We start from the raw sequence: 16,617 nt of genomic DNA on the forward strand, positions 1-16,617 counted from the left end.
ACAACAGGTTGACGGCCGGTTTTCGGGCCGCCCGTCGATGGTGAAAACCACCGAATCCCATTTCGCGCACGCGAGGAGAGAACGATGGCAATGGCTCGTAAAGTTGCTTTGATTACCGGCATCACCGGTCAGGACGGTTCGTATCTGGCAGAACTGCTTTTGAACAAAGGCTATGAGGTGCATGGCATCAAGCGCCGCTCATCGCTCTTCAACACGGACCGCATCGATCACCTTTATCGCGATGCACACGACTCGGAGCCCGGCATCCACCTGCATCATGGCGAAATGACCGACACCACGGCCTTGTTGCGCGTGGTCCAGGAGATCGCGCCCGACGAAGTCTACAACCTCGCCGCGCAGAGCCACGTGGCCGTGTCGTTCGACGAGCCCGAATACACCGCGAACGCGGACGGCCTCGGCACGCTGCGCCTTCTGGAAGCGATCCGCATTCTCGGCCTCGCGAAGAAAACGCGCTTCTATCAGGCTTCGACGTCCGAGCTGTACGGGCTCGTGCAGGAAGTGCCGCAGCGCGAAACCACGCCGTTCTACCCGCGCAGCCCGTATGCGGTCGCGAAACTGTTCGCCTACTGGACCACGGTGAACTACCGCGAGGCCTACGGCATCTACGCGTGCAACGGCATTCTCTTCAACCACGAGTCGCCGCAGCGCGGCGAGACCTTCGTCACGCGCAAGATCACGCGTGCGATTGCCCGCATCGCCGTCGGGTTGCAGAAGGAACTGTATCTCGGCAACCTCTCGGCCATGCGCGACTGGGGCCATGCGCGCGATTACGTCGACATGCAGTGGCGCATGCTCCAGCAGGAGAAGCCCGAGGACTTCGTGATCGCAACGGGCGTGCAGTACAGCGTGCGCGACTTCGTGCGCGCGGCGGCGGCGGAACTGGGCATCACGGTGCGTTTCGAGGGCAGCGGTGTCGATGAGGTCGGCATTGTCGACCACGTCGACTCGCGTGAGATGCGGCTCGAAGCAGGCCAGGTGATCCTGCGTGTCGACCCGCGCTACTTCCGCCCGGCCGAGGTCGAGACGCTGCTTGGCGACGCCTCCAAGGCGCAGGAGAAGCTGGGCTGGAAGCCGGCCACCTCGTTCCAGGCGCTCGTCAAGGAAATGGTGCGAGCCGATTATCAGGCCGCCCGGCGCGACGCGCTCGTCACGCTGGCCGGCTTCAAGGCTCTCGAACATCACGAGTGAGATGCCATGGACAAGAACTCCCGAATCTTCGTTGCCGGCCACCGCGGCATGGTGGGCTCAGCGCTCGTGCGCGCGTTGCAGGCGCACGGCTACCATAACCTAGTCACGCGTCCCCACTCGGAGCTCGACCTCACCGATCAGGCCGCGGTCGACGCCTTTTTCGAAGGCGAGCACATCGACGCGGTGCTGCTCGCGGCCGCGCGCGTGGGCGGCATCCTCGCGAATTCGACGCAGCCCGCACAGTTCGCCTGGGACAACCTGGCGATCGAGACCAACGTGATCCGGGCGTCGTACAACGCGGGCGTGCAGCGCCTCGTGTTCTTCGGCTCGTCGTGCATTTATCCGCGCGAATGCCCGCAGCCGATCCGCGAAGCCTATCTGCTCACCTCGCCGCTCGAGCCGACCAACGAGGCCTACGCGATTGCGAAGATCGCGGGCCTGAAGCTCTGCGAAGCGTACAACCGCCAGTACGGTACGCATTTCGTCTCGCTCATGCCGACCAACCTGTACGGCCCCAACGACAACTACGACCTCGGCAGCAGCCATGTGCTGCCCGCGCTGATCCGCAAGGCGCACGAGGCGCGCAGCAACGGCCAGCGCACGCTGACGGTCTGGGGTTCGGGCAGGCCGCGCCGCGAGTTCCTGCACGTCGACGATCTCGCCGATGCGACGATCTTCGTGCTCGAGCACGAGACCGGCGACGGCGTGTACAACGTCGGCGTCGGCGAAGACCTGTCGATCCGCGACCTCGCGCAGCGCGTGTGCGACGTGGTGGGCTTCGAAGGCGAACTGGTATTCGACTCGACCAAGCCCGACGGCACGCCGCGCAAGCTGCTCGACGTGTCGCGCCTGGGCGACCTGGGCTGGCACGCGCACATCGGCCTCCAGGAGGGGCTCGCCCGCACCTACGACGACTTTCTGCAAACCCAGGCCGCGCCGGCGTACGAGGCGGGCATGCGGGCTTGATATGGCCTGACGGGACCGATGGCTTTCAAACGATCGGCTCAAAAGGACGAAAGGGAAGAGGCGTCTGGTTGGTGGTGGGCGTCGTGCGCGGACCGGATGCACGACGCCCGCTTTTTTTCGCTCGGCGCGCGAGACGATTAAAAGCGGTAGACAAGCAGCTCAAAAGCAGTACAGGGACGGAAGCGACGCAATGAGAATCCTGATCTACGGACTGAATTACGCGCCCGAAGTCACAGGCGTCGGCAAATACACAGCCGAAATGGCGGAGCTGCTCGCGGCGCACGGCCACGAGGTGCGCGTGATCTGCGCGCCGCCTTATTACCCGCAATGGCGCGTGCATGAAGGTTATCGCGCGGGGCGTTACCAACACGAAACGTTGCGCGGCGTGAGCGTTTGGCGTGCGCCGCTGTGGGTGCCGACCCAGCAGGGCGGCTTCAAGCGCATCATGCATCTGGCGAGCTTCGCGCTCTCGTCGGTGCCGCTTCTCGCGCGGCTCGCGGCGTGGCGGCCCCAGGCCGTCATGCTGATCGTGCCGACGCTCTTTTGCGCGCCCGGCGCACTCATGCTCGCGCGCGCCGTCGGCGCGCGCAGCTGGCTGCATATTCAGGACTTCGAAGTCGATGCGGCATTCGATCTGGGGCTTCTGCGCGGCGGCCAGGGGTCGCGTCTCGGGCGCGCCGCTCTCGCCGGCGAACGCTGGCTGCTGCGGCGCTTCGACGTCGTCTCGTCGATTTCGACGCGCATGGTCGAGCGCGCCATCGACAAGGGTGTGGACGCCGCGCGCGCCGTGTGCCTGCCGAACTGGGTCGACACCCAGGCGATCTTCCCGCTTCCCTATCCGAGCGCATTCCGGCGGCGCCTCGGCATCCCGCAGGACAGCACCGTCGTGCTCTACTCGGGGAACATGGGGGCGAAACAGGGCATCGAAATTCTCGCGGACGTCGCAACGGCGCTCGCCGCGCGGCCCGATATCAGCTTCGTGTTCTGCGGCGACGGCGCGGCCAAGCGGGAACTGATGGCGCGTTGCGAGCCGCTCTCGAACTGTCACGTGCTGCCGCTGCAGCCGTCTTCGATGCTCAACGAACTGCTGAACGTGGCCGATATCCACGTGCTGCCGCAGCGCAACGACGCCGCCGACCTAGTGATGCCCTCGAAGCTCACCGGCATGCTCGCGAGCGGCCGTGCGGTGGTCGCCATGGCGCGGCCCGGCACGAGTCTCTTCGACGTGGTCTCGGACCACGGAATCGTGGTGCCGCCAGAGGACAGCGAGGCGCTCGCTGCGGCGATCGTCGAACTGGCCGGCGACCCCGCGCGCCGCGCCGAGCTTGGCCGTGCCGCGCGGCGCTACGCGAAGCGCATGCTGTCACCGCAAGCGATCTTCGATGTGCTCGAAGCGAGGCTTGCCGCGCTCGCGTGCGAGGTTGCCGAGCCGGCGGGCCAGACGCAGGTCGAGCCGCAGACCGCGGCAAGCGGCCTTTCTTCTTCGACACAGCAAGCTGCGGGTCAATCTGCGAATCTGAATCAACCTGCGAGTCAAGCGGGCAAAGGCGGATCGACGTTGCCGGAGGTCGAGCAGTCCGACGTGTGAGCGACTGCGCCCAAGGCCGCGAGGGTGGCCTTGGGCTGTCCCCGACCGCTAGCGGAGCTTACCAGGGCGACTTGTAGAGTTCGGAGTTGGACTGGTCCGGCGACCCGTACGGGCTGCCATACGGATTGCCGTAGACCTGCGCAGTTGGCGAGGTTTGGCTGGCGCCGTAGTCATAGCCGGCCGCTGAGCGCTTGCCCCCTGCACCGCCCCCGCTGGTGCCCCTCGCCACCGCATTGCCGGCGCGCGACATGCCGTTCGCGCCGATCCTGCTGTGATTCGTGGCGCCCCTGCCGCCTGCGCTCGAAGCGCTGCTTCTGTCACCCCTGCCGCCGTTGGCGCTCGCCGCGCTCGCGGCGTAATCCCCAGGCGTCACGACGTGCATGTGCTTTTCGTTCGTGAGCGCGTCTCGCGCGTCGTCTGGCGAAGCGCCGTTGCTGCTGTACGGGCTCACGCTGTACGGGTTGTCCGAAGTGCCCGGACCGCCGAGCAGGCGCTGTTCGTCGAGTTGCTGGCGCTGCACGGCGTTGGCGGGGGTGTCGCCGCGGCTGCTTTGGCGACTCTGGTCACTCGCGGCAGCGGGGGAGCCACCGGTGGCGGCGCCGTACGCGGCGTTCTGCGCAAACACCGCGCACGGCCATGCGGCGCACGCGGCTTGCAGCGCGGCGGCGAGGACGTAAGGCGCAAATCGATGACGATAAAAGCTGGACATGGCATTGATCCCGCGCGCCGCGAACCATGCGGCGTCAAGCCTTCATGTTGCCTATCGCGCGTCGCGCCGCTGCGCCAAAACCCCTGCCGTGTCGGCCACGCGTGCGAGGCGCTGCGGTGGCCGCCCGATAATGAAATCGTGGCTTGATGCGTCCCGCTATGCGGGCCGCCAGGCTTGCAACCCGCAGGAAGCCAACAGGAACCGACCCGGATGGGCAAGGAGCGTTCATGACGGAAGCGGTCGAAGGTTTAGGGTCCCGCAAAGGGCGCGCCGGCGCGGCCGGGCGCAGGGAGGAGGCGGGCGAAGCGCCGCCCGCAGGCATCGTGCCGCCACAAGCCGCCAATGACGCACGAGCCGCGGAAATCCGCGTGATCGATTTGAGCCGTGCGGGCAAGGGCAACTTCGTCGCGCGCCGCGGCAAGCTCGTGCAGGCCGCGTGGTATCTGGTCGACACCTGCGTGCTCGACAACCGCCTGCTGCCGCTTTCCGCGCTGCGCGCAGGCTTGCTGCGCCTGTTCGGCGCGAAGATCGGCCAGGGCTGCCGCCTCGTGCACCCCATGCGCGTGAAGGCGCCGTGGAATCTGGAAATGGGCGACAACTGCTGGATTGGCGTGGACGTGTGGATCTACAACCAGGCGCCCATCCGTATCGGCTCGAACGTTTGCCTTTCGCAGGGCGCGTTTCTCAGCGCCGGTTCGCACGACATGCGCACGAACATGGATCTGCACGTCGCGCCAATCGTGATTGAGGACGGCGCGTGGGTCTCGTCGAAATGCGTGGTGCAGATGGGCGTGACGATCGGGCGCTCGGCGGTTGTCACGCCGCTCTCGGTCGTGCATCGCTCGCTGGAAGCCGGCGGCGTGTATGGCGGCAATCCGTGCCGTTTTATCCGCTGGCGTTTCGAGGAAAGCCAGCCGCCCCAGGCATAAGGGCGGCGCGAGGCTGGCTCGTTTCAAGCAGATTCATTCGTGGCGCGAGCAGGCCCGAAGGCCTGCTCATACTCATACGAACCCCACCGGCTAGTACCCTCCGTAACCCACCGCCCGGCCCGCCGCGGCTGCCTGCGTACTCGGCAGGATCAGGTTGATGACGCGGCTCCACTTGACGAGCGCCGACGCATCGACGAACACGACATCGTTCGGCTGCAACTCGAACTCGTCGGCCGTGGCCATGGCTTCCGGCGACGACGCGTCGAGATGGAAGACCGTACGGTGCCCTTCCTTCTGTCCGCGCACCACGTACACTTGCGAGGCGTCGCCCGAACCCTGGCTGACACCGCCTGCGTTGCCTAGCGCGTCGTTCAGCGAGAGATGGCCGTTATCGAACGGCAACGGCCCCGGGTGTCCGACTTCGCCCAGCACGAACACGCGGCTTTCGTTCGCCGAATACACGCGCACGAGGTCGCCGTTCTGCAGCAGGATTTTGTCCGGGTTCACGCCTTTTTTGATCATGTCCGGAATGTTCACCATGGTCGTCTTGTCGCCGCGTGTCACGCTAACCCGTGAGCGGTCGCCGGCCGCCGTGAAGCCGCCCGCGCGATTGATCGCCTCGGGCAGCGACATCGTCATGTCGTTGAGCACCATGAGCCCGGGCGTGCGCACTTCGCCGTCCACGTACACGCGCCGGCTGCGGTACGACTCGATGCGCAGCGTCACCTGAGGTTTGTTCAGGTAGTAGGCTAGCTTCTTCGCCACCAGGTCGCGGGCTTGCATCTCGGTGAGCCCTGCCACGTGGATCGGACCCACGTAGGCCACCTGGATCGCACCCGACGAGTCGACGGTATAGCCCGACTGTACCTGGCTCGCGCTCTGGTCCTGCTGCCCGTTGCCGCCGCCGCCGCCGTTCGTCGGCAGATTCATTTCGGGGTGGTCCCACACGACGATGCTCAGCACGTCGCCGGGCCCGAGCGAGTAGGGCTTGGGCGTGCCGAACAGCGTCTCGACGTTTGCCGGGACAGTCGTCGGTCTCGACGCCGCTTCCTTCGCGACCAGTTCGCTGTTGATCTCAACGAGCGCGCCCGGTGGCGGTTGATCCCCGTTGCCGCTCGTGCGCGCGGCGCCGGTCGCGGCCTTCGCCTGCGTGACGCTCGACGGCGCCTGCATCCCAGGCGAGAGCCCACAGCCCGAAATCAATGCCGCGGTCGTGGCCATGGCCATGATCGCCGTCAGGGCCGCGCGTGCGCGGGTCGCCGATAATCTGCGCAAACTGCGCGCGGGCTGCTTCACAGGTTGCGTCGCGGTTACGTCGACGGTCTCGCCGCCAGAACAATCAGGTCTACTGTTTAACATAGTGTCGCCCCCTTACTAACAGGATTCGCACATCGCCACGAAAGTGCAACGCGGGCTCATCGTTCGACTCGTTATGACGCTTCAGCTGCGTTGCTTCGTCACCCCTGCCAATCCCTACCATTTCCGCTATCTGATATCTGATGCCGCCTTTTTTCGCTTATTCAGCCTGCTCCGCGGGCTCGCCCTGCGCCATGGCGCTCATCGGGCGCCCTCGGTGAAATCGCGCGCCAGCGTGCAAAGGATGTTCCTGCAACAAGCCCAGCAGCGAGCGCACCATGCCATCCATCGCGAAGCGCGCGTCGAACGTGCGCCGCGCCTGAGCACGCATGGCGTCGCGCGCGCGCTCGTCGAGTGCCCGCCATGAGGCGAAGTTGCGCTGCGTGCCGGCGACTGTGTCGGGCGCAACGAACCCCGCGCCGTCCTCGTCGATCTCGCGCCAGACGCCGACCTTGTCCGAGACCAGTGCGGGTAGCCCGCACGCCAGCGCCTCCGCTACGGAAACGCCGAAGTTTTCCTGGTGCGAAGGCAGCACGAACACGTCGCTAGCAAAAAACGCGCCCCACTTCAGGTTGCCCTGCAGCATGCCCGGCCAGCTGATGCGGTGCGTAATGCCGTGCGACTGCGCCATCGCCAGCAGCGCGGGTTGCCAGTTGCCCTTGTCGGGCCCCGCGATCAGCAGATGCGCATCCGGCGTTTCGCGCGCATGTTCGGCGAATGCGTGAACCAGCACGTCGCAACCCTTTTTCGGGTGCAGACGCCCGAGAAACAGCACGATGCGCTTGTTGCGCAAATGCGGCGACTCCTGAAGGAAGGCTTCGCGCAACGTGTCCGGGTCCTCGTTGGGCGCATTGGTGCCGAACGGCACGACGCGTTCGTTGGCGTGGTACAGCCAGAACGATTCGCGCGCGAGCAGGCGTTCTTCGTCGGTCGTGAAAATGACGGCGGAGGCGTCGCGCAGCACGCGGAAATCGGCCCATGGCCAGTACGCCCATTTCTTCAGATGCTTGACCGGATAAGTGGCCTTGAACCACGGGTCGAGCATGCCGTGCGTGTACACGTAGTACGGCAGCTGGGCGTGGCGCAGGGCGCGCCACGCGCCGAAGCCGTGGTATTGCCAGAGCCCGTGCACGATCGCCGCGTCGAAGCGCCTCGCGTTCGCGCGCAGCCACGGCACGTAGCCGGCGCAGTAGCCGTAGTGCCCGCGACCTGGGCCCAATGCGTGGAGCGGGAGCGGGAATTCGCGCACATAAGGCGCGTCGATCGGGTCGAGCGACGCCACTTCGATCTGGTGATCGAGCGCCGTCATCGCGAGACCGCTCTGGCGAACGCCCTCAATCGGGCCGCCCGAACGGGGGTCGACCGTGGACACGAGGTGCAGGATTTTCATCGGGGCTCCGGAGTCGCATACGTGGTGAGCGGCACCGGCGCCGCCGCGGGCGCCGTGGGTCGGAAGGCAGGCTCGCGCCCGTAGGACGGGTGCAGGCGCTGGCGCTTGCGTTGAAGGTCAATGCGGTAATGAAGCTGCGAATACAGCGCGACGATGAGCCCGAGCGCGAGGCCGTACACGAGGCCCGAGAAACGCGTGCCGAGCGGATTGCCGCCGATCGACGCGCCCGGCAGCGCGGCGAGCACGAGCAGTGCCATGCTGAGCGGCATGAGCATCGGGTGACGCGGCGCAATGCGGCGCCAGCGTCTGAATGCGCGGCCCGCGACGATGAGCGCGACGATCACTGCGAGCGGCATGCAGCCCCCGAACAGGATACCTTCGGCGTAGAGCTGGTAGACCCAGAAGTTGTGGCCCGCCACCCAGTCGCTGGTGTTGAAGTAATCGTCCTTGCTGAAGGTCTGGTTCACGTACTGGTAGTAAATCGGCGAGTAGCGGTAGAGGTGGCCATAACCCTTGCCGAACAGGACCGATTCCACCGATTCGGTGACCTGGTCGTACTGGTCGCGCATCTCCGCAATACGTGTGACCGTGGTCGGATCGCGGTCGGACTCCGCGTTCTGCGCGGCCGTCACGCGCTGCGTCCAGTGTTCCGTGATCGACGGGAAGAGCCAGGCCGTTCCCACGCCCAGCGCTACCACGAACGAAAGCGCGATGCCCGTGCGGAAAAACGATTTGATCAGATGGCTGAGCGACGGCGAGGCGAGCCACGCCGCGAACATGGCGAGCAGGACGGTCGCGATCAGCAGGCTGCGCGTGACGCTCAACAATTCGACGACGAGCGTGGCGAGGAACACGAGTACCATCGTCACGTTGAAGCGACGGGCGACGATGAACTGGTGCAACAGCATGGCCTGCAGCGCGAGCATGGTCGGCGAGACGATGCGAAAACGAATGTCGGCGAGCGGCCCGCCGACTGCCAGTATGCCGAAGAAGAACGTAAACGCGAGGCCCAGCACGTTCGCGTAATAAAGCGCGCGCTGCATCTGCATGACGCGAATGGGGTGCCATGGGCGGCACATGGCCCAGTAGCCGAGCGCGAACAGCAGGAATGGCAGGATCACGCGCAGGTATTGACCAATCGGATTGTGCTGCAGCATTTGCGCAATGAGACTGCCGGCGAGGCTTGCCACGAGCGCGCCCGTCACGAACGAACGCAGCCGTGTCGGACGCGCGAAGCGCGGGCCGATCATCGCGAGAATGAGCGCGCCTGCCAGGGCCGGAATGACCGCCAGCCATTGCGCGCCGTGGCCAAACTGGGAGTCCGGTGCCTTGTAGTCGAAAGCGAGAGGCACGAGGCACACCCAGAGCCATAGTGCAGCATGTTTGTTTCGCATCGGCGTTTCTCCCGGTGCGGTGCATAGGGTCGCATACGTGGCGCAAGATTCATGCGCGCCGCAAGCGAAGGCTCGATTCAATATAAAACGCCGCAAGCGGCTTGCGCATGTGCGTGGCGGGAAGCGGCAGGGTTGTGGCGGCAGGAAAAAAATTCTGATTTGGCATGTGGTTTCCCCCACACACCTGGCCGAGAAGGGCGGGAACTTGGCGCACGCGGCACGGCGCCTGTGTCCATGATGGGACCGGCAGGAGTAAGTTTTTCATCGTCTGCCTTGCGTAAGAATCCGGCATGGACGTAGCGAGGGAAAGGTCATGAAGCTGCTACACGGAGTGGGACCGCCGACGAAAGGACGTTCCGTCGAGCTCGACTTCGTGCGTGGCATCGCGATCTTCGTCGTGATGGGCTACCACTTCCACACGGTGCGCACGGGCCATCCCTGGGTGAGCGTGCTCGAGTACCCGCTGAAAAGCTTCGGCCACGAAGGCGTGAATCTATTCTTCACACTAAGCGGTTTTCTGGTGGGCGGGCTGCTGCTGCGCCAATATTCGCAAACGGGCCACATCGGCGCGCGCCGCTTCATCGTGCGGCGGATCTTCAAGATCTGGCCCGCGTACTACGCACTGATTTTTTTTCACCTGCTTGCCGGCCGACATCGTCCCGATACGTTCCTCTGGCAGAACCTCACGCACATGCAGAATTACTTCGGCACCGCCATTGCGCAAACGTGGAGCCTCGCTGTCGAAGAGCACTTCTATCTGTTCCTGCCCGCGCTGCTGATCCTGCTCGCGCACTTCCGGCTGCGCGCGAATGCGCTGATCGCCGTGATGGTCGGCCTTTGCGCGATCGTGCTCGGCGCACGTTGCGTCGCGGTATCACATGGCGATCTCGTCGGGGCGTTCAACTACACGCAGTACCGCATGGACAGCCTGCTCATCGGCGTCATACTCGCGACCGTCTACTGGATGAAGCCCGAACTCTGGCGCATGCTCGTTGCGAAGAAGCGCTGGCTGTTCGGCGCGGTGGGACTGCTCCTCGTCTGGCTTGTGTTCGCGACGCCCGACGTCGCGCTCGATGAGAGCGTTGGCTACACGATTCAGGCCGTCGGCTTCTGCGCGCTCATCATGCTCATACTGGAGCACTCGGGCAGCCTGCGCACGACGTGGCTGTATCGCGGGCTGGCGTGGCTTGGCGTGTACTCGTACGGTATCTACCTCTGGCATTCGCTCGCGCTCGCGCCCGGCGATTACCTGATCCACAAGGCGAACGCGCTTGGCGTGCCGCCGCTCGCTGCCTGGCCGGTTGTGATCGTCGTGCAGTTCGTCATCGCTGCCACGCTGGGCTATCTCACCACGCGCGCCGTCGAGTTTCCGTTCCTGCGCCTGCGCGAGGCGATGTTCCCCGACCGGCGCGGCGCCATCGCTGCCGAGGGGAGCCACGCGAGCGCGACGGACAACAACAATGTCGAAGGCGTTGCCTGAACGAACCAGACTGGTTCGACATGCTAACTAGTTGGTGACGTTTCCCTGCGCTTACACCATCGCAGCCTGCAGCGTGCGCTTGAACTGTTCGAGCGTGTTGCATGAAAGGAGGTGTTCACCCGTGGGCTGCGCGGCGTTCGAGCCGGCGCGCCAACGCTCGGCGAGCCCATCGAGCGCGTGCACGATCGTGGCGGGCTCGAGGTCGTCGAGCAGGGGTCCGAGCGCGCCGTCGCGGCAATACCAACCGATCAGGCCGTCGGCGCTGGCCACCACGGGCTTGCGGAAGCGGTACGCCTGAACGAGCACGCCGCTCATGCCGTAGTGCTGCTTATAGCCGAGCCACACGGCGTCGCAGGCGGAAAAGAGCTCGCGCTCCATCTCGTCGGTGATGAACTGGTTGAGGATCACCGGCGCGCTCGCGAGTCGCGGCGCGTGGGCGTCGATGAATGCGCGCGTTTCGTCGTCCTGCTGGCCCGCGATTACGAGGCACGGCGCGTCGGGCTTGTGCTCGAGCGCGAGCATCAGTTCGCGAATGCCCTTGCGTTCGCCGATCGCTCCGTACACGAGCAGGTAGCGCGTATGCGCATCGAGCTTCAGCTGCTCGCGCGCGAACACGGGGTCCATGCCTTCGATTTCGGGAAACGGGTCAGCCAGATAGCTGAGCGGCGCGGCGCGCTGGGGCTTCGTGGTCGCGAACCAGTCGGGCAGAGTCGGGTCGATCGTGAAGAGTTCGCGCAGCCCGCGCGAGCGCATGGCGCGGCGAAACAGCGCCGACTTGGCTATGTCGACAAAGCGTCGGCGCGGCGTGCGCAAGCCGATGCGCGCCTGATGAAACGTCATGCCCATGACGATGGCGATCCACGGCGTCTCGCCGAACGGCGAGTCGAACCCCGCGAGCGTGTAGAAGAAGTAGTCGGCGTAGGGCGCGATGACGAGCCGCACGTGCATCGTTTTGCTCACCTGACGCAACGCGCGCGCATAGAAGTTGCGAAAGCGCATGTACACACTCGCCGCGAAATGCGGACCGGGCGGAACGGTGTGCAGGTCGAGCAGCACGAGGCGCAGATCGGGGCGCGCGTCGCGCACGATGCGCTGCGCGAGCGGATGGTCCGCGTACTCGGTATCGGTGACGACGAGGCAGCGGTGGCCGGCTTCCACGCACGCCTGCGCGATCCACTCGACGTAGCGCCAGCGGTGGCCCGTGAAGTTCGGCTCGATGATGGCGATCCAGTCGCCGCCAACCGATGCGCGTGTGCCGGGAAGCTCGGACGTCACGAGTGTGTCGGCCTCGACGTCGCACTGTGCGGCGGAGCCCGGGGTGTTAGGGGCGGCGTTGCGATATCTGGCGATCGACACGTTTTCCATGCGGGAGGCCCGATGAGCATTATTACGAACAAAATAGCAGTGGTGCGCAAGCGGCATGCGCCAGATTGCGGGGCAGGGTGGCCGAAAAAGCCTGGGGATATGCCGATCGCTTGAAGATTCATGAATTGCCTCCGCGCGGATCGCCCTACCCGAGCGGCCGCGCCCCGCGGATGGCCGCCCCGCGGATGGCCGCCCCACGGATGGCCGCCCCGTCTGATTCCACCTGGTAGATGGCGCGTCGTGGACGTTGCCGCGCGGTAAGGTCCAGAACGGGTGACGAAAACGCGTTCCCAAACATGCTTGAAGGGAACTGGGAAAAGGGGCTAGAGCTCCGACTCAGAGATCGACGACAGGAGAGGCATTTTGCGCGCAATGCGGCTGCCAGCAATACCGATCAAGGCAGGTTTCGGACCCGGCGCGGCGACCTGGGTGCTGCTGCAGCAGGTCGTGGTGCGCGGCCTCGTGGCCGTCAAGTTCCTCGTGATCGGGCGCATTCTCGGGCCGTCCGCAATCGGTCTCGCGAGCGTCGCGCTGCTTGCGGTCGCGATTGCCGAAGCGCTCTCCGACACCGGGCTCGCGCAAGCCGTGATCCAGGGCCAGGCGCCGCCAACGCGCGCCGAGGCTGGCGCCGTCTGGACCACGCTCGCCACGCGGGGCCTGCTGATCGGCGTGCTGCTCGTCGCGAGCGCACCGCTCATGGACGCGCAGTTCCACCTGGGCGGCGCCATCGGGCTCGTGCAGCTTGCCGCGGTGCTGCCGCTGTTGCGCGGGCTCGCCTCGCCCGCGTATTTCATCACGCAGCGCGAGCGCCACTTCCAGCATATTGCGGCGATCGAAATCTCGTCCTCGTGTCTCGACTGCGGCTTCGGCATTGGGCTCGCACTTGCGGGCGCGGGTCCGTACTCGCTCCTGCTCGGCCTGATGATCGGCGAGGCCTTCAAGAGCGTCGTGACATGGATCGCCCTCTCGCCGCGTCCGCCGATCCGGCTGCGCTGGTCGGGCATCGGCCATTACGTGGGGTTCAGCCGCTGGATCTGGGCGAGCAGCGTGATCATTCTCATCACCAACCAGTTCGACAAGGTGGTGGTGGGCAAGCTGCTCGGACCAACGCAGCTGGGCGCGTGGCAGATGTCCTCGAAGCTCGCGCAGATGCTGCTCGCCGACGCCGCGCTCGCCATGTCTCAGTATCTGTTTCCCACGTTCGCCGCGCATCATCGCGGCGGCCCGCAATCGGCCGCGCGCCTGTTCCGTCTGTATCTCGTGGCGGCCGTGGCGGGGCTGGCGTGCGTGGTGATCGTGCTGCGCTTCGCCGCCGAGCCGCTCTTTTCGCTCGTGCTCGGCGCCGCGTGGCTGTCGGCCGTGCCGCTCTTTCGCATCTTCGTCATCAACATGGCGATCAGCGCGCTGAACTCGGTGCTCGCCTCGTATCTGCGCGCGGTGGGCGACGCGCGCGCCGTCACGGTGGCGTCGCTGCTCCAGGTCGTGGCGCTTATCCTGTCCGTGCCGCCTTCGTTGCACATGTGGGGTGTGACAGGCGTGGCATGGTCGATGACCGTCGGGCTGGCCTCGTGCGCGGCCTGGATGCTGTATCGCGTCTCGCGGCAGAAATAAGCCGGAGCGCAGAAGCGGGATTCAAGCGAGGATTCAGGCGCGCAGCGCCGCTTCGACGATCTCGGCGAGCTGATGTCCTAGCGTGGGCGAGTTGAGCTGGCAGTACACCGCGTGCGCGGCGGCAGCGGCTGCACGCATTTCATCGGGCGGCATGGACCAGATGCGCCGCAGCGTGGCGGCAAGCGCTTCTGGGCCGCCGTCGCGCGCGAAGAAAAAGCCGCTGCGGCCGTCCTCGACATAGCCCGGCTCCGGGCCCATGTGCAGCGACAGCCGGTCGTGCACGATGGGCGGCAGGCTCAACGCAAACATGTGCACGACGCTCAAGCCCGCCGAGCCCGGATAGCAGCCCACGCGGCAGCGCCGGCTGATGGTTGCGATGGCGTCGTCGTCGAACACCGCGCCATACCACACCACATAGCTGCGATCGCTGTACTTGCGCTTCAGGCGCTCGCCGTGCTCGCCGTCGCCGATCACGTGGAGCGTGATGTCGTTGCCTTCGGCATGAAGTTGCCCGACCACGTCGATGAGCGGCTCGATCTCCGACCCTTCGCGCAGCCTGCCGATGAAGAGCACGCCGCTCTCGGCGCCCGTTTTGGTGGCGGGCTCCACGCTGCACGAGACCGTGAGTGCGTTGTTCGCGACGACGAGCTTCGCAAGCGGGCAGCCGATGGCGACGAGCGAGCGCCGCGAAGCCTCGGTATAGCAGACGTAGCGCACGGCGAGCGCGACCGCGAGGCGGTAACACACCGTGCGCATGAGCCCCGCGCTCTCGTGCCGGTAGAGCCCCTGGCCGTGAATCAGCACGGGCACGCGCATCGCGCGCCCGGCGAGGAGCGCGAGCCACAGCGAGAGATAGCGAACGTCTGCAAAGATCAAAACGGCATCGGGACGTTCGAAAACGATGCGGCTCAGCACGCGGCTTTGCATGCGAATGCGCCGCGAGGGCAGGCCAGCGAAACTCGCGATATGCGTTTCGACGAATTCGTCGCACGCGGGCTTCTCGCGCGAAAAGCCGTTGGCCTCCATGCCCTCGGAGCACGCGAACACCTTGACGGTGAAAAGACGGTTGAGCGACTCGATGACTTCGATGCGATAGCGCGCGATCAACGGCTGCACGTAGAAGACCACTGGGCGTTTGAGCCGCGCGCCGGATTCGGTTTCGCAAACCTTTGTCCCGGAAGCGACGATCTCGTGTTCCACTGGCTGGCTCCGACGCGTCGACGCAGTCATGTTGAGAGGATCTTTCCGGTGGACAGGTTAGTCGGTCATATTTGCGCCAATCTCTTTTAGCAGTTGTAGGCGAGTCTTATCAAAAGAGGAATCCGAAAATTGCTATTGGACGAATTTACCGGGTGGTGCTGCGCTATGAGTGATGCGTAATCGATAAAGCGCAAAGAAAGTGCAATAAATGCAGATTTAATCAACGAAAAGGACATGCGGTAAAAGGTTCGTCGGCAGGCGGCCGATACAGACACCGCGCGCATTGCGCCGTGCATGCATGCTCGTTCACAAACAGTTGGAATCAGTCGTTGAATAGATCGTTTCGGACAACTTCAATCCGCCCCGGCTGGCGGCGCGCAGGCCTCGTGCTAACCTCGATCCGAGTCGAAACGACCACCGGAATGCGGAGAAACCGATGACAACGCTCGCTACCGATGATCTCGCGTTTTCCATGGCCCCGAACGGCGCGAAGGCGCGCATGCGCGTCGCGGTGGTGATCGCGACCAAGGGGCGGCCAACAGCCACCGCATGGGTCGTGCGTCTGCTTGCGCGGCAAACGGTGCGGCCGGATCAGATCATCCTCTCGGGCAGCAGCGCAGACGACATCGGGCCTTACGATGCCAACGGTCTGCGCGTGAACGAAATCATCGGCACGGCGGGTTCGAGCGTGCAGCGCAATCGCGCGCTCGACGCGCTTGCGCCGGACATCGACGTCGTGATTTTCCTCGACGACGACTTCGCGCCCGAGTGTCACTGGATCGAGCTTTGCGTAGAGCTGTTCGAGAGCGACGCGAATCTCGTGGGTTTTTCCGGCCGCACATTGCGCGACGGCGCGAACACGCAGCCGATCTCATGGGAAGAAGCCATGGCGCTCGTGGATGGCGCGCAAGCCGAGGTGATGCGGCGTCCGCCGCTGCGGCCCTGCGTGGAGCTGTATGGCTGCAACATGGCGTGCCGCGCACAGGCTATCGCCGATCTGCGCTTCGACGAGCGTCTCGTGCTGTATGGCTGGCTGGAGGACAAGGACTTCTCGCGGCGCCTCGCGCGCCGCGGCGGGGTCGTGTACTGCGACTATCTGCTGGGGGTCCACCTCGGGCTGCGAGGCGGGCGCGTTTCGGGCCGGCGCTTCGGCTATTCGCAGGTGGTCAACGCGATGTACCTGTGCAACAAGGGCGTGATGTCGCGCAAGGAAGCGACCAGCAACATCCTGCGCGCGCTCAGCATGAACTGCGTGAAGTCGGTGCGCCCGGAAGCGCATCTCGACCGGCGCGGCAGGCTCATCGGCAACGTGATCGGGATTGCCGATCTATGCATAGGCGCGGTGCGGCCCGAGCGCGCTGCGCGGCTGTGAATTCACGCGCAGCGCGGTGTTAAATGACCGCGCTGCGCGCTCCAATGC

Annotated in this window: 13 protein-coding genes; 7 read left to right on the forward strand and 6 right to left on the reverse strand. The window is 65.4% G+C overall.

Translation table 11 applies throughout. The features are described from left to right. Positions 1 to 90: 90 nt before the first annotated feature. The 3 genes from gmd (at position 91) to M3A49_RS10025 (ending at position 3,763) form a co-directional block, all read left to right on the forward strand. Positions 91 to 1,209, forward strand: coding sequence for a GDP-mannose 4,6-dehydratase (gmd, locus tag M3A49_RS10015; protein WP_266228672.1), 1,119 nt, complete (start codon positions 91 to 93; stop codon positions 1,207 to 1,209). Between the two features lie 6 nt (positions 1,210 to 1,215). Continuing rightward, entirely contained in the window at positions 1,216 to 2,175 is a 960-nt protein-coding gene (locus tag M3A49_RS10020) for a GDP-L-fucose synthase family protein (RefSeq protein WP_028202006.1), read from the forward strand. A gap of 190 nt (positions 2,176 to 2,365) precedes the next feature. After that, on the forward strand, positions 2,366 to 3,763 hold the full coding sequence (locus M3A49_RS10025; RefSeq protein ID WP_266228546.1) for a glycosyltransferase WbuB: 1,398 nt from the start codon (positions 2,366 to 2,368) through the stop codon (positions 3,761 to 3,763). 58 nt (positions 3,764 to 3,821) lie between these two features. Here M3A49_RS10025 and M3A49_RS10030 read toward each other — a convergent pair whose 3' ends face one another. After that, positions 3,822 to 4,472: a hypothetical protein gene (locus tag M3A49_RS10030; protein ID WP_266228547.1), complete on the reverse strand. Its 651-nt coding sequence runs from the start codon at positions 4,470 to 4,472 to the stop codon at positions 3,822 to 3,824. A gap of 227 nt (positions 4,473 to 4,699) precedes the next feature. Between M3A49_RS10030 and M3A49_RS10035 the strand changes: the two genes are divergently transcribed. Further along, the gene (locus M3A49_RS10035) at positions 4,700 to 5,401 is read left to right on the forward strand and encodes a DapH/DapD/GlmU-related protein (protein ID WP_266228548.1); all 702 of its coding nucleotides are present in this window, start codon (positions 4,700 to 4,702) and stop codon (positions 5,399 to 5,401) included. A gap of 90 nt (positions 5,402 to 5,491) precedes the next feature. Here the strand turns inward: M3A49_RS10035 and M3A49_RS10040 are convergent, their stop codons facing one another. From M3A49_RS10040 to M3A49_RS10050, 3 genes are all read right to left on the reverse strand, one after another. Then, positions 5,492 to 6,622, reverse strand: a complete 1,131-nt coding sequence (locus M3A49_RS10040; RefSeq protein WP_323183131.1) for a polysaccharide biosynthesis/export family protein — start codon at positions 6,620 to 6,622, stop codon at positions 5,492 to 5,494. Between the two features lie 295 nt (positions 6,623 to 6,917). Continuing rightward, complete coding sequence (locus M3A49_RS10045; RefSeq protein WP_266228550.1) at positions 6,918 to 8,147, reverse strand: glycosyltransferase; 1,230 nt, start codon at positions 8,145 to 8,147, stop codon at positions 6,918 to 6,920. Beyond that, the gene (locus M3A49_RS10050) at positions 8,144 to 9,541 is read right to left on the reverse strand and encodes a hypothetical protein (RefSeq protein ID WP_266228551.1); all 1,398 of its coding nucleotides are present in this window, start codon (positions 9,539 to 9,541) and stop codon (positions 8,144 to 8,146) included. Before M3A49_RS10050 ends, M3A49_RS10045 begins: the two co-directional genes overlap by 4 nt. A 313-nt stretch (positions 9,542 to 9,854) precedes the next feature. Here M3A49_RS10050 and M3A49_RS10055 point away from each other — a divergent pair, with 313 nt between their 5' ends. After that, positions 9,855 to 11,021, forward strand: coding sequence for an acyltransferase family protein (locus M3A49_RS10055; protein ID WP_266228552.1), 1,167 nt, complete (start codon positions 9,855 to 9,857; stop codon positions 11,019 to 11,021). 51 nt (positions 11,022 to 11,072) lie between these two features. Here M3A49_RS10055 and M3A49_RS10060 read toward each other — a convergent pair whose 3' ends face one another. Beyond that, on the reverse strand, positions 11,073 to 12,377 hold the full coding sequence (locus tag M3A49_RS10060) for a glycosyltransferase (protein ID WP_266228553.1): 1,305 nt from the start codon (positions 12,375 to 12,377) through the stop codon (positions 11,073 to 11,075). 372 nt (positions 12,378 to 12,749) lie between these two features. Between M3A49_RS10060 and M3A49_RS10065 the strand changes: the two genes are divergently transcribed. Next, the gene (locus M3A49_RS10065) at positions 12,750 to 13,997 is read left to right on the forward strand and encodes an oligosaccharide flippase family protein (protein WP_266228554.1); all 1,248 of its coding nucleotides are present in this window, start codon (positions 12,750 to 12,752) and stop codon (positions 13,995 to 13,997) included. A gap of 33 nt (positions 13,998 to 14,030) precedes the next feature. On the opposite strand, the gene M3A49_RS10070 is transcribed toward M3A49_RS10065, so the two are convergent. Beyond that, positions 14,031 to 15,197 carry a glycosyltransferase gene (locus M3A49_RS10070; RefSeq protein WP_266228555.1) on the reverse strand — a complete coding sequence of 389 codons (1,167 nt, stop codon included), beginning with the start codon at positions 15,195 to 15,197 and terminating at the stop codon, positions 14,031 to 14,033. A 436-nt stretch (positions 15,198 to 15,633) separates the two neighbouring features. Between M3A49_RS10070 and M3A49_RS10075 the strand changes: the two genes are divergently transcribed. Next, entirely contained in the window at positions 15,634 to 16,569 is a 936-nt protein-coding gene (locus M3A49_RS10075; protein WP_266228556.1) for a glycosyltransferase family 2 protein, read from the forward strand. Positions 16,570 to 16,617 lie beyond the last annotated feature (48 nt).

Source organism: Paraburkholderia sp. CNPSo 3076 (assembly GCF_026343935.1).
Classification (GTDB): Bacteria; Pseudomonadota; Gammaproteobacteria; order Burkholderiales; family Burkholderiaceae; genus Paraburkholderia; species Paraburkholderia nodosa.